Below are 12,566 nucleotides of genomic sequence, written 5' to 3' on the forward strand. Positions count from 1 at the left end.
CAGATTGCGACTGACTTATCCACAGGCCCGGCAGTCCTGCTGCCGGGCCTGTGGTGTGTCATGGGTGGTGCAGATTCCCGAATGCGAGGAGCCATGGTGGACAAGCCGAAGGTCGTACTGGGGGTCAGTGGCGGCATCGCCGCCTACAAGGCCTGTGAGCTGCTGAGAAGGTTCACCGAGTCGGGCCACGACGTCCGCGTGGTGCCCACCGCCTCCGCGCTGCACTTCGTCGGCGCCGCCACCTGGTCCGCGCTGTCCGGCAACCCGGTCTCCACCGAGGTCTGGGACGACGTCCACGAGGTCCCGCACGTCCGCATCGGCCAGCACGCCGACCTGGTGGTGGTGGCCCCGGCCACCGCCGACATGCTCGCCAAGGCCGCCCACGGCCTCGCCGACGACCTGCTGACCAACACCCTGCTCACCGCGCGCTGCCCGGTGGTCTTCGCACCCGCGATGCACACCGAGATGTGGGAGCACCCGGCCACCCAGGAGAACGTGGCCACGCTGCGCCGCCGCGGCGCCGTCGTCATCGAGCCCGCCGTCGGCCGCCTCACCGGCGTCGACACCGGCAAGGGCCGGCTGCCCGACCCGGCCGAGATCTTCGAGGTCTGCCGCCGGGTGCTGGCCCGCGGCAGCGCCGCGCCCGATCTCGAAGGACGGCACGTCGTCGTCTCCGCCGGCGGCACCCGCGAGCCCCTCGACCCGGTCCGCTTCCTCGGCAACCGCTCCTCCGGCAAGCAGGGCTACGCCCTCGCCCGCACCGCCGCGGCCCGCGGCGCCCGGGTCACGCTGGTCGCGGCCAACACCGCTCTGCCCGACCCGGCGGGCGTGGACGTCGTCCGGGTCGGCACCGCCGTGCAGCTGCGCGAGGCCGTCCTGAAGGCCGCGGCGGACGCCGACGCCGTGGTCATGGCCGCCGCCGTGGCCGATTTCCGGCCGGCCGCCTATGCCACCGGGAAGATCAAGAAGAAGGACGGCCAGGAGCCGGAGCCCGTCGTCCTGGTGCGCAACCCGGACGTCCTCGCGGAGATCTCCGCCGACCGGGCCCGGCCCGGACAGGTGATCGTGGGCTTCGCCGCCGAGACCGACGACGTCCTCGCCAACGGCCGCACCAAGCTCGCCCGCAAGGGCTGTGACCTGCTCGTGGTGAACGAGGTGGGGGAGCGCAAGACCTTCGGCTCCGAGGAGAGCGAGGCCGTGGTGCTGGGCGCCGACGGCAGCGAGACCCCGGTGCCGTACGGCCCCAAGGAGGACCTCGCCGACACCGTCTGGGATCTGGTCGTCCGGCGACTGGGCTGACCCACCGCGCCGGCCGGACACCCGCGAGGTCGTGTCCACGCCACGCTCGAATTGGGCGTGGCGAGCCTGGCCAACGCCGCTCGGCATTGGGCAGAATGCCCGTGCCGCAGGTCACAGCGCTCCCGAGAGGCGAGACGGGTGGCCCGTCGGCGGAGTGCGACCGATAAACTGTTCACGGTCGACGCCGGGCGCAGCCCCGCGTCGACCGAAAATGATCAGCCAGCAGCCGCTGCAACCACAGGGAGCGTTGTGTCCCGTCGCCTGTTCACCTCGGAGTCCGTGACCGAGGGTCACCCCGACAAGATCGCTGACCAGATCAGCGACACCATTCTCGACGCGCTTCTGCGTGAGGACCCGACCTCCCGGGTCGCCGTGGAGACGCTCATCACCACCGGCCTGGTGCACGTGGCCGGCGAGGTGACGACCAAGGCCTACGCGGACATCGCGACCCTCGTCCGCAACAAGATCCTGGACATCGGCTACGACTCCTCCAAGAAGGGCTTCGACGGCGCCTCCTGCGGCGTGTCGGTGTCCATCGGCGCGCAGTCCCCGGACATCGCCCAGGGTGTCGACGCCGCGTACGAGGCCCGGGTCGAGGGCGACGACGACGAGCTGGACCGGCAGGGCGCGGGCGACCAGGGCCTGATGTTCGGCTACGCCTCCGACGAGACGCCGACCCTCATGCCGCTGCCGATCTTCCTGGCGCACCGCCTGTCCAAGCGCCTGTCCGAGGTCCGCAAGAACGGCACCATCCCCTACCTGCGCCCGGACGGCAAGACCCAGGTCACCATCGAGTACGACGGCGACAAGGCCGTCCGCCTGGACACGGTGGTCGTCTCCTCGCAGCACGCCTCCGACATCGACCTGGAGTCGCTGCTCGCGCCCGACATCCGCGAGTTCGTGGTGGAGCCGGAGCTGAAGGCGCTGCTGGACGAGGGCATCAAGCTGGACACCGAGGGCTACCGCCTGCTGGTCAACCCGACCGGCCGGTTCGAGATCGGCGGCCCGATGGGCGACGCCGGCCTGACCGGCCGCAAGATCATCATCGACACCTACGGCGGCATGGCCCGCCACGGCGGCGGCGCCTTCTCCGGCAAGGACCCGTCCAAGGTGGACCGCTCGGCCGCGTACGCGATGCGCTGGGTCGCCAAGAACGTCGTGGCGGCCGGACTGGCCTCCCGCTGCGAGGTCCAGGTCGCCTACGCCATCGGCAAGGCCGAGCCCGTCGGTCTGTTCGTGGAGACCTTCGGCACCCACAAGATCGACCCCGAGAAGATCGAGAAGGCGATCGACGAGGTCTTCGACCTCCGCCCCGCCGCGATCATCCGCGACCTCGACCTGCTCCGCCCGATCTACGGCCAGACCGCCGCGTACGGCCACTTCGGCCGCGAGCTGCCCGAGTTCACCTGGGAGCGCACCGACCGCGTCGACGCCCTGCGCGCCGCAGCGGGCCTGTAACCCCGATCCCACCCGCCGAGACCCGGTTCTCCCTGCTAGGGGGCCGGGTCTCGGCGTGTTCCGGGGCGGCCGGCAGGTGCCGGCCGACCGGGCATTGTCGGTGGGGTTTGGTAAGAATGCAGGCGTGAGCAGCGAGAACGGGGCGGGCCGGGGTGAGGGGGGCGGCGGGGCCGAAGGGGCGCCGCCGGAGCAGCTCGCGCTGATCCGGGAGAGTGTGCGCCAGGCCAAGGTGCCGCGGGCCAAGCCGCGGACCTGGCGCGGAGCGGCGCTCGCCCCGGAGCTGCCCGTCGCACGGGTGCTGGTCGACAAGGGCGTGCTCCACCTCGACCGGTACTTCGACTACGCCGTGCCCGCCGAGCTGGACGCCCAGGCCCAGCCCGGGGTGCGGGTGCGGGTGCGGTTCGGGGCCGGACGGCACCGGGTGCGCGACGGGCGCCGGGAGGGCGGCGGGCTCATCGACGGCTTCCTGATCGAGCGCCGGGCGGAGTCCGACTACTCCGGACCGCTGGCCGCGCTCGCCCAGGTCGTCTCGCCCGAACCGGTGCTCGGCGAGGAACTGCTCGGCCTCGCCCGGGCCGTCGCCGACCGGTACGCCGGCAGCCTCGCCGACGTGCTGCAACTGGCCGTCCCGCCGCGCAACGCCCGCGCCGAGCAGCGGCCCTCTCCCGCCCCGCTGCCTCCGCCCGAGGCGCCCGGCACCGGTTCCTGGGCCCGGTACGAGCACGGGAGCGCCTTCCTCGACGCGCTGGCCTCCGGCGGAGCGCCCAGAGCCGTGTGGAACGCGCTGCCCGGGCCGCTGTGGAGCGAGGAGCTGGCCCGGGCCGTCGCCGCCACGCTCGCCTCCGGGCGGGGCGCCCTGGTCGTCGTACCGGACGGGCGGGCCGCCGCGCGCGTCGACACCGCGCTGACCGCGCTGCTCGGCCCCGGCCGGCACGCGCTGCTCACCGCCGACGCCGGTCCCGAGAAGCGGTACGCGCAGTGGCTGGCGGTGCGGCGCGGTGCCGTGCGCGCCGTCGTCGGGACCCGGGCGGCGATGTTCGCGCCCGTGCGGGACCTCGGGCTCGTCGCGGTCTGGGACGACGGCGACGACAGCCACAGCGAGCCGCACGCGCCGCAGCCGCACGCCCGCGACGTGCTGCTGCTGCGCGCCGCGCTGGACCGGTGCGCCTTCCTGCTGGGCGGCTGGGGCTGCACCGTGGAGGGTGCCCAGCTGGTCGAGAGCGGCTGGGCCCGGCCGCTGGTCGCCGGGCGCGAGCAGGTGCGCCGGTCCGCGCCCCTCGTCCGGACCGTCGGCGACGAGGACCTCGCGCGCGACGAGGCCGCCCGCGCCGCCCGGCTGCCCACCGTCGCCTGGCAGGCGGCGCGCGAGGGACTGCGGCACGGGCCGGTGCTCGTCCAGGTGCCCCGGCGCGGTTACACCCCCCGCATGGCCTGCGCCCGCTGCCGCGCGCCCGCCCGGTGCCGGCACTGCTCCGGGCCGCTGGAGGGACAGGACGGGGGCGTGCTGCGGTGCGGGTGGTGCGGGCGCGAGGAGAGCGCCTGGCACTGCCCGGAGTGCGGCGGCTTCCGGCTCCGCGCCCAGATCGTCGGCGCGCGCCGTACCGCCGAGGAACTGGGGCGGGCCTTTCCCGCCGTACCGGTGCGCACCTCGGGACGCGAGCATGTGCTGGACACCGTTCCGGACACGCCCGCGCTGGTGGTCAGCACGCCGGGCGCCGAACCGGTGGCCGAGGGCGGCTACGCGGCGGCCCTGCTCCTGGACGGCTGGGCCATGCTCTCCCGTCCCGACCTGCGGGCCGGCGAGGACGCGCTGCGCCGGTGGATCGCGGCCGGCGCGCTGGTGCGGCCGCAGGAGGAGGGAGGCACCGTGGTCGTGGTGGCCGAGCCCACGCTGCGGCCCGTGCAGGCGCTGGTGCGGTGGGACCCCGTCGGGCACGCCGTGCGGGAACTGGGCGAGCGGGCGGAGCTGGGATTCCCGCCGGTGTCCCGGATGGCCGCCGTGTCCGGACCGCCGGCGGCCGTCGCGGAGTTCCTGGCGGCCGTCGAGTTGCCGCCGGACGCGGAGGTGCTGGGACCGGTACCGCTGCCGCCCCCGCCGCCCGGCCGTCCGCGCAGACCCGGCGCGCCCCCGCCCGGCGAACACTGGGAGCGCGCCCTCGTCCGCGTCCCGCCGGGCAGCGGCGCCACCCTGGCCACGGCCCTGAAGACGGCCCAGGCCGCCCGCATGGCCCGCGGCACCGCCGAGCAGGTACGGGTCCGTATCGACCCACCGGACATCGGCTGAGCGGCTGGGCGCGTCCGCCTCCCGTCCGCCGCCTCCGTACGTCCGCCCCTCCCGGAAGGCTCCGGACGGCTCGGGAAGGGCGGGAGGAGAAGCCGCGGGGTCAGCCGTTGCGGGGGCTCGGGAAGGGTGCGGGACGGGTGTCCTCGCGCAGGGCCGGGGCGGCCGCCGTCGGCTGGGTGGGCATGGAGCGGGCCGCGGGGACCGTCGGCATGGTGGGCAGCCCGGCGTTCACATTGATCGTGCGGGTGCCGGACGGCTCCGGCGACCGCTCGGCCTCGGCCGCCGCCTGGGCCGCGGCGCGCCGCGCGCCGTACCGGCGGTGCACCGCCTGTTTGGTGACCCCGAGCGCCGAGCCCACCGCGTCCCACGAGAAACCGAGCGAGCGGTCGAAGTCCACCGCGGCCGTGACCAGGGTCTCGACACTGTCGCGGAGTTCCTGGGCGAGGCGGACGGTCGGGGCGGGAGCGCGGCCGTAGACGACGAAGCCCGTGGAAGGGCCGGAGCGGCGCGGGCGGTAGACGTTGCCCAGCTGGGCGGTGAGCGTGCGCAGCGCGTCCACCTGCCGGCGGACCCGCTCGATGTCCCGCACCAGCAAGTGCAGGCTGGCCCGGGCCTGGGCGTCGTGGGTTGCGTGGTCGGCCATGAACAAGCCTCTCGAACCGGCGTTGAAAGGAATTGGGCCGTGAAAGGGGCCCGATGTGGTCAACTCTTTCTTGACCAACGCGCCGACCCTCCGCTGGTCACGGGCTGGGGGCGTACAGGCATATGCGTACGCCGGTCGCCCACCCGTGCGCCGCCCGTGGCCATAGACTGGTGCGCCGCCCGCCCGACCCCCGCCCGAGAGGCCCGATCCCGCCCATGAAGCTCGTCTTCGCCGGTACCCCCGAGGTCGCCGTTCCCGCACTCGACGCCCTGCTCGCCTCCGGGCGGCACGAGGTGGCCGCCGTCGTCACGCGCCCCGACGCACCGACCGGGCGCGGGCGCAGGCTGGTCGCGTCGCCCGTGGCCGAGCGGGCGGAGGAGGCCGGCATCGAGGTGCTGAAGCCGCTCAAGCCCCGGGACCCGGAGTTCCTGGAGCGGCTGCGGGAGATCGCCCCGGACTGCTGCCCGGTCGTCGCCTACGGCGCCCTGCTGCCCCGGGCCGCCCTGGACGTCCCCGCCCACGGCTGGGTCAACCTGCACTTCTCGCTGCTGCCCGCCTGGCGCGGTGCCGCGCCCGTGCAGCACGCCGTCATGGCGGGCGACGAGATCACCGGCGCGTCCACCTTCCTCATCGAGGAGGGCCTGGACTCCGGCCCCGTCTACGGCACCGTCACCGAGGAGGTCCGTCCCACCGACACCAGCGGCGACCTGCTGACCCGGCTCGCCTTCGCGGGCGCCGGGCTGCTCGCCGCCACCATGGACGGCATCGAGGACGGCACCCTGAAGGCCGTACCGCAGCCCGCCGAGGGCATCACCCTCGCGCCGAAGATCACCGTCGAGGACGCCCGGGTGGACTGGGCGGCACCCGCGCTGCGCGTGGACCGGGTGGTGCGCGGCTGCACGCCGGCGCCCGGCGCCTGGACCACCTTCCGCGGCGAGCGGCTCAAGCTCGTCCAGGTCACTCCCGTGCCCGAGCGGACCGACCTCGCGCCGGGCCGGCTCGCGGTCGGCAAGAACAGCGTGCACGTGGGCACCGGTTCGTACGCCGTCGAGCTGGTCTGGGTGCAGGCCCAGGGCAAGAAGCCGATGCGCGCCGCCGACTGGGCCCGCGGAGTGCGCATCGCGGAGGGCGAGACGCTCGGCGGCTGACGCCCCGGACGGCAGCGCGGGGGACGCGCCGACGTAGGCTGGAGGCGCATTCCCTTCTATCTCCGGAGCACCTTTTTCGTGAGCGAGCAGTCCCGGCGGCCCCGCAGGCCCGCCAAGCCCTACCGCCGTCCCCAGAAGGACCCCGTCCGCATCCTGGCCTTCGAGGCACTGCGCGCGGTGGACGAGCGGGACGCCTACGCCAACCTCGTGCTGCCCCCGCTGCTGCGCAAGGCCCGCGAGAAGGGCGACTTCGACGCCCGGGACGCCGCGCTCGCCACCGAGCTGGTGTACGGCACGCTGCGCCGGCAGGGCACCTACGACGCGGTCATCGCCGCCTGTGTCGACCGGCCGCTGCGCGAGGTCGACCCGCCGGTGCTGGACGTGCTGAGCCTCGGCGCGCACCAGTTGCTCGGCACCCGGATCCCGACGCACGCCGCCGTCTCCGCCTCCGTGGAGCTGGCCCGCGTGGTGCTCGGCGACGGCCGGGCCAAGTTCGTCAACGCCGTGCTCCGCAAGGTCGCGCAGGACGACCTCGACGGCTGGACCGAGAAGGTCGCGCCGCCGTACGACGAGGACCCCGAGGACCACCTCGCCGTCGTGCACTCGCACCCGCGCTGGGTCGTCTCCGCGCTCTGGGACTCCCTCGGCGGCGGCCGGACCGGCATCGAGCGGCTGCTGGCGGCCGACAACGAGCGGCCCGAGGTGACCCTGGTCGCCCGGCCCGGGCGGGCCACCACCGAGGAACTGCTGCGCGAGGAGGCCGCCGTACCGGGCCGCTGGTCGCCGTACGCCGTACGGCTCGCGGAGGGCGGCGAACCGGGCGCGGTCGACGCCGTGCGCGAGGGCCGGGCCGGCGTGCAGGACGAGGGCAGCCAGCTGGTGGCCCTCGCGCTCGCGAGCGCCCCGCTCGACGGGCCCGACGAGAAGTGGCTCGACGGCTGCGCCGGACCCGGCGGCAAGGCCGCGCTGCTCGGCGCCCTCGCCGCCGAGCGCGGCGCCGTGCTGCTCGCCTCCGAGAAGCAGCCGCACCGGGCCGGCCTGGTCGCCAAGGCGCTGCACGGCAACCCGGGCCCGTACCAGGTCATCGCCGCCGACGGCACCCGCCCGCCGTGGCGCCCCGGCACCTTCGACCGGGTGCTGGTGGACGTCCCGTGCACCGGTCTCGGTGCCCTGCGCCGCCGTCCCGAGGCCCGCTGGCGCCGCCGTCCCGAGGACCTGGACACCTTCGCCCCGCTCCAGCGCGCCCTGCTGCGCACCGCCCTGGAGTCCGTGCGCGTCGGCGGGGTCGTCGGCTACGCCACCTGCTCCCCGCACCTGGCGGAGACCCGGGCGGTGGTCGCCGACGTCCTCAAACAGCACCCGCACACCGACCTGATCGACGCCCGCCCGCTCCTTGCCGGCCTTCCCGACCTGGGCGAGGGCCCGGACGTCCAGCTCTGGCCCCACCTGCACGGCACGGACGCGATGTACCTGGCACTGATCCGCAGAACCGCCTGACGCGGGCCGCCCCGGGCCTGACCCCGCGTCCCCGGCAGGGCATAGGCTTGGGGTCATGCCCGTGCAGATCAACCCCAGCATCCTGTCCGCCGACTTCGCCCGCCTCGCGGACGAGGCCGAGGCGGTCCGCGGCGCCGACTGGCTCCATGTCGACGTCATGGACAACCACTTCGTCCCGAACCTCACCCTCGGCGTGCCGGTGGTGGAGTCCCTGGCCCGGGCGACGGACACCCCGCTGGACTGCCATCTGATGATCGAGGACCCCGATCGGTGGGCGCCCCGGTACGTCGAGGCGGGGGCGTCGTCGGTCACCTTCCACGTGGAGGCCGCCGCCGCCCCGGTGCGGCTGGCCCGGGAGATCCGCGCCAAGGGTGCCCGGGCCTCGATGGCGCTGAAGCCCGCGACGCCCATCGAGCCGTACGAGGACCTGCTGCCGGAACTCGACATGCTGCTGATCATGACGGTGGAACCCGGCTTCGGCGGCCAGGCGTTCCTCGACATCATGCTGCCGAAGATCCGCCGCACCCGTGAGCTGATCAAGAAGCACGGTCTGGAGCTGTGGCTCCAGGTCGACGGCGGTGTCTCGGCCGCCACCATCGAGCAGTGCGCCGACGCGGGAGCGGACGTGTTCGTGGCGGGCTCGGCCGTGTACGGGGCCGCGGACCCCGCCGAGGCCGTGCGCGCGCTGCGCGCCCAGGCGGAGTCGGCCGCCGCCAAGGCGTCCTGGGCGTGCGACCACTGAGCCACGGCCAAGTGAACGGTTGAATGAAGGCCGCCCATCAGGGCGGATCAGTCGCCCCGAATCTGCGAGGATGAACGGCGAATCCAGAGTGTGAACAGCAGTGAGGAGATCGCCGTGTCGGGTATGTCGGCGGGCCGGTCAGCCATGCGGATGGGACCCGCTGAGCTGGTGCAGGCGGCGGCCATGGCCCGCCGCTTCTACCTCGAGGGAAAGTCCAAGATCCAGATCGCGGAGGAGTTCGGCGTCAGCCGCTTCAAGGTGGCCCGGGTCCTGGAGACGGCCCTCGAACGGGACCTCGTACGCATCGAGATCCGCGTGCCGGCCGAGCTGGACGCCGAGCGCTCCGACGCGCTCCGCGCCCGCTACGGCTTGAGGCATGCCGTCGTGGTCGAGTCCCCGGCCGAGGCGGAGGAGACCCCGGACCCCGAGAACCTCGGCGAGGTCGCCGCCGACCTGCTCGGCGAACTCGTCAACGAGGGCGACGTGCTGGGGCTGGCCTGGGGCCGGTCCACCATCCACATGGCGGCGGCGCTCGACCGGCTGCCGCCGTGCACGGTGGTGCAGCTGACGGGCGTGTACGACGCCGGGACCGCCGAGCGGGGCTCGGTGGAGGCCGTCCGCCGGGCCGCCCAGGTCTCGGGCGGCGACGCGCACCCCATCTACGCGCCGATGCTGCTGCCGGACGAGGCCACCGCGGCGGCGCTGCGCCACCAGACCGGGATCGCCCGGGCCTTCGAGTACTTCGACAAGGTCACGGTCGCCTGTGTCTCCATCGGCTCCTGGGAGCCGGGCATCTCGACCGTGCACGACATGCTCAGCGACGAGGAGCGCGCGCACTACGCCTCGCTCGGAGTCGCCGCCGAGATGTCGGCGCACCTCTTCGACGCCGACGGGCGCCGGATCGGACGGGACCTCGGAGAGCGGTGCATCACGGTCAAGGCCGACCAACTGCGCCGTATCCCGGAGGTGGTGGCCATCGCGGGCGGCCAGCGCAAGGCCGCCGCGATCGACGCGGTGCTGCGCTCCGGGCTGGTCACCAGCCTGGTGACCGACACCTCGGCCGCCGACTACCTGATGACGGCGGGCCCGGCGCCGAAGCCGGCGCTCGGCCGTCAGGACCCCGACGGGATCTGACACCGGGTCCCGGCGGGCCCCGGCGGGAGGGCCGTGGCAGCATCGTCCGCATGCTGCCGCGGTTCGTCCCCCGTCTCCTGGCCGCCTTGCTGGCCTGTCTCGCCGTTCTCCTGGCCGGCTGCTCCGGCGGCTCCTCGCCGGACGCGTCCGCTCCGCCGAGAGCGCACGGCATGGCCACCGTCCCCGTCTCCCGGCTGCCCGCCGAGGCCCGCCGGACGCTGGCCCTCGTCGACCAGGGCGGGCCCTTCCCCTTCGCCCAGGACGGGGCCGTCTTCGGGAACTTCGAGGGGCATCTGCCGAAGCACCGGCGGGGCTACTACCACGAGTACACCGTGCGGACCCCCGGCTCCCGCGACCGGGGCGCCCGGCGCCTGGTCACCGGGCAGGGCGGGGAGGTCTACTACACCGATGACCACTACGACTCGTTCCGGGCGGTACTGAGATGAGCGAAGACCTGACCGGCCGCCTCGTGGTCGCGCTCGACCTCGACGGCGTCACGGACAAGGACGGCCTGATGGACCGCGCGGCCCGGGCCCTGGCGCTGCCCGGCTGGTTCGGCCGCAACTGGGACGCGCTGGCCGACTCCCTGTCCGATCACACGGTCTGGCCCGACGGCGCCGTGGAGAGGGGCCTGCTGATCGTCGTACACGGCTGGCGGCCGTACGCCGGCGCCCGGCCGGAGGAGTGGCGGGTCGCCGAGGAGGTCTTCGCCGAGGCCGCGGACCGGACGCCCGCCCTCACCGTCGCCCTCGCCCTTGGAGGAACCTCCTAGCCGGCCGGTGACGACCCTGGATGTTTTGTCAGGGCATGACAGATGCCCCGACATGGGACAATGAAGTACGTGCTCTTTCCCCCTGGCGCACCCGTCGGGGGGTCACCTCTGATCGACTGGGATGTGCAGCACGTGCGTTTCCTCAATGACATCCAGCCCGCGTACGACCTGACGTACGACGACGTGTTCATGGTGCCGCGCCGCTCCGCGGTGGGCTCGCGTCAGGGCGTGGACCTCGCCTCGCCGGACGGGACGGGTACCACCATCCCGCTCGTCGTCGCGAACATGACCGCCATCGCCGGCCGCCGCATGGCCGAGACGGTGGCCCGCCGCGGCGGGCTCGTGGTCATCCCGCAGGACATCCCGATCGATGTGGTCACCGAAGTGATCTCCTGGGTGAAGAGCCGGCACCTGGTGCTGGACACCCCGATCGTGCTGGCCCCGCACCAGACCGTCGCCGACGCCCTGTCGCTGCTGCCCAAGCGCGCGCACAACGCCGGTGTGGTCGTGGACGAGAACCAGCGGCCCGTCGGTGTCGTCACCGACGCCGACCTCTCCGGCGTCGACCGCTTCACCCAGCTCGAAGTCGTCATGTCCAAGGACCTGCTCCTGCTGGACGCGGACATCGACCCGCGCGAGGCCTTCAACACCCTCGACCAGCACAACCGCCGCTACGCCCCGGCCGTCGACAAGGACGGCAGGCTCGCCGGCATCCTCACCCGCAAGGGCGCCCTGCGCGCCACGCTGTACAGCCCGGCCGTGGACGACCGGGGCAGGCTGCGGATCGCCGCCGCCGTCGGCATCAACGGCGATGTGGCGGGCAAGGCCAAGCAGCTGCTCGACGCGGGCGTGGACACGCTCGTCATCGACACCGCGCACGGCCACCAGGAGTCGATGATCAGCGCCGTCAGGACGGTGCGCGCCCTCGACCCGCAGGTGCCGATCGCGGCCGGCAACATCGTCTCCGCCGAGGGTGTGAAGGACCTGATCGACGCGGGCGCCGACATCATCAAGGTCGGTGTCGGCCCGGGCGCCATGTGCACCACCCGCATGATGACCGGCGTGGGCCGCCCGCAGTTCTCCGCCGTCCTGGAGTGCGCCGCCGAGGCCCGGAAGTACGGCAAGCACGTGTGGGCCGACGGCGGTGTCCGGCACCCGCGCGACGTCGCCATGGCCCTCGCGGCCGGCGCGTCCAACGTGATGATCGGCTCCTGGTTCGCCGGCACCTACGAGTCGCCGGGCGACCTCCAGCACGACGCCCAGGGCCGTGCCTACAAGGAGTCCTTCGGCATGGCCTCCGCGCGTGCCGTACGCAACCGCACCTCGGAGGAGTCGGCCTACGACCGGGCCCGCAAGGCCTTGTTCGAGGAGGGCATCTCCACCTCGCGGATGTTCCTCGACCCGGCCCGCCCGGGCGTCGAGGACCTGATCGACTCGATCATCGCGGGCGTCCGCTCCTCCTGCACCTACGCCGGCGCCGGCTCGCTGGAGGAGTTCGCCGAGAAGGCGATCGTCGGCATCCAGAGCGCGGCCGGCTACGCCGAGGGCAAGCCGCTGCACGCCAGCTGGAGCTGACCGGCCTTACGGCC

11 protein-coding genes are annotated in these 12,566 nt (G+C 74.0%); 10 read left to right on the forward strand and 1 reads right to left on the reverse strand.

The features are described from left to right. Nucleotides 1-96: 96 nt before the first annotated feature. The 3 genes from coaBC (at nucleotide 97) to SCK26_RS30665 (ending at nucleotide 5,041) form a co-directional block, all read left to right on the forward strand. Nucleotides 97-1,299 carry a bifunctional phosphopantothenoylcysteine decarboxylase/phosphopantothenate--cysteine ligase CoaBC gene (gene coaBC, locus SCK26_RS30655; protein ID WP_318206129.1) on the forward strand — a complete coding sequence of 401 codons (1,203 nt, stop codon included), beginning with the start codon at nucleotides 97-99 and terminating at the stop codon, nucleotides 1,297-1,299. 249 nt (nucleotides 1,300-1,548) lie between these two features. Next, nucleotides 1,549-2,757 carry a methionine adenosyltransferase gene (gene metK, locus SCK26_RS30660; protein ID WP_189757148.1) on the forward strand — a complete coding sequence of 403 codons (1,209 nt, stop codon included), beginning with the start codon at nucleotides 1,549-1,551 and terminating at the stop codon, nucleotides 2,755-2,757. Nucleotides 2,758-2,881: 124 nt separating this feature from the next. Continuing rightward, nucleotides 2,882-5,041, forward strand: coding sequence for a primosomal protein N' (locus SCK26_RS30665; RefSeq protein WP_318204580.1), 2,160 nt, complete (start codon nucleotides 2,882-2,884; stop codon nucleotides 5,039-5,041). Between the two features lie 100 nt (nucleotides 5,042-5,141). Here the strand turns inward: SCK26_RS30665 and SCK26_RS30670 are convergent, their stop codons facing one another. Beyond that, the gene (locus SCK26_RS30670) at nucleotides 5,142-5,684 is read right to left on the reverse strand and encodes a hypothetical protein (RefSeq protein WP_318204581.1); all 543 of its coding nucleotides are present in this window, start codon (nucleotides 5,682-5,684) and stop codon (nucleotides 5,142-5,144) included. 215 nt (nucleotides 5,685-5,899) lie between these two features. On the opposite strand from SCK26_RS30670, the gene fmt reads away from it, so the two are divergent. The 7 genes from fmt (at nucleotide 5,900) to SCK26_RS30705 (ending at nucleotide 12,552) form a co-directional block, all read left to right on the forward strand. Then, on the forward strand, nucleotides 5,900-6,832 hold the full coding sequence (gene fmt / locus SCK26_RS30675; protein ID WP_318204582.1) for a methionyl-tRNA formyltransferase: 933 nt from the start codon (nucleotides 5,900-5,902) through the stop codon (nucleotides 6,830-6,832). A 78-nt stretch (nucleotides 6,833-6,910) separates the two neighbouring features. Continuing rightward, entirely contained in the window at nucleotides 6,911-8,329 is a 1,419-nt protein-coding gene (locus tag SCK26_RS30680; protein WP_318204583.1) for an RsmB/NOP family class I SAM-dependent RNA methyltransferase, read from the forward strand. 55 nt (nucleotides 8,330-8,384) lie between these two features. Further along, on the forward strand, nucleotides 8,385-9,071 hold the full coding sequence (gene rpe / locus SCK26_RS30685; RefSeq protein ID WP_318204584.1) for a ribulose-phosphate 3-epimerase: 687 nt from the start codon (nucleotides 8,385-8,387) through the stop codon (nucleotides 9,069-9,071). Between the two features lie 90 nt (nucleotides 9,072-9,161). Beyond that, nucleotides 9,162-10,205, forward strand: a complete 1,044-nt coding sequence (locus SCK26_RS30690; RefSeq protein ID WP_318204585.1) for a sugar-binding transcriptional regulator — start codon at nucleotides 9,162-9,164, stop codon at nucleotides 10,203-10,205. Nucleotides 10,206-10,255: 50 nt separating this feature from the next. Beyond that, complete coding sequence (locus SCK26_RS30695) at nucleotides 10,256-10,651, forward strand: ribonuclease domain-containing protein (protein WP_318204586.1); 396 nt, start codon at nucleotides 10,256-10,258, stop codon at nucleotides 10,649-10,651. Continuing rightward, complete coding sequence (locus SCK26_RS30700; protein ID WP_318204587.1) at nucleotides 10,648-10,977, forward strand: barstar family protein; 330 nt, start codon at nucleotides 10,648-10,650, stop codon at nucleotides 10,975-10,977. The genes SCK26_RS30695 and SCK26_RS30700 overlap by 4 nt, the downstream gene beginning before the upstream one ends. A gap of 132 nt (nucleotides 10,978-11,109) precedes the next feature. Continuing rightward, a complete protein-coding gene (locus SCK26_RS30705) occupies nucleotides 11,110-12,552 on the forward strand; it encodes a GuaB1 family IMP dehydrogenase-related protein (protein WP_318204588.1) in 1,443 nt (480 codons plus the stop codon). Nucleotides 12,553-12,566 lie beyond the last annotated feature (14 nt).

Origin of the sequence: Streptomyces sp. SCL15-4 (assembly GCF_033366695.1) — a bacterium.
GTDB lineage: Bacteria > Actinomycetota > Actinomycetes > Streptomycetales > Streptomycetaceae > Streptomyces.

What these genes read in the sequence shown, in the direction of transcription:
- SCK26_RS30695 (WP_318204586.1), top strand. Translation starts at nt 10,256, where the DNA reads ATGCTGCCGCGGTTCGTCCCCCGTCTCCTGGCCGCCTTGCTGGCCTGT.
- rpe (WP_318204584.1), top strand. Translation starts at nt 8,385, where the DNA reads ATGCCCGTGCAGATCAACCCCAGCATCCTGTCCGCCGACTTCGCCCGC.
- fmt (WP_318204582.1), top strand. Translation starts at nt 5,900, where the DNA reads ATGAAGCTCGTCTTCGCCGGTACCCCCGAGGTCGCCGTTCCCGCACTC.
- SCK26_RS30700 (WP_318204587.1), top strand. Translation starts at nt 10,648, where the DNA reads ATGAGCGAAGACCTGACCGGCCGCCTCGTGGTCGCGCTCGACCTCGAC.
- SCK26_RS30670 (WP_318204581.1), bottom strand. Translation starts at nt 5,684, where the DNA reads ATGGCCGACCACGCAACCCACGACGCCCAGGCCCGGGCCAGCCTGCAC.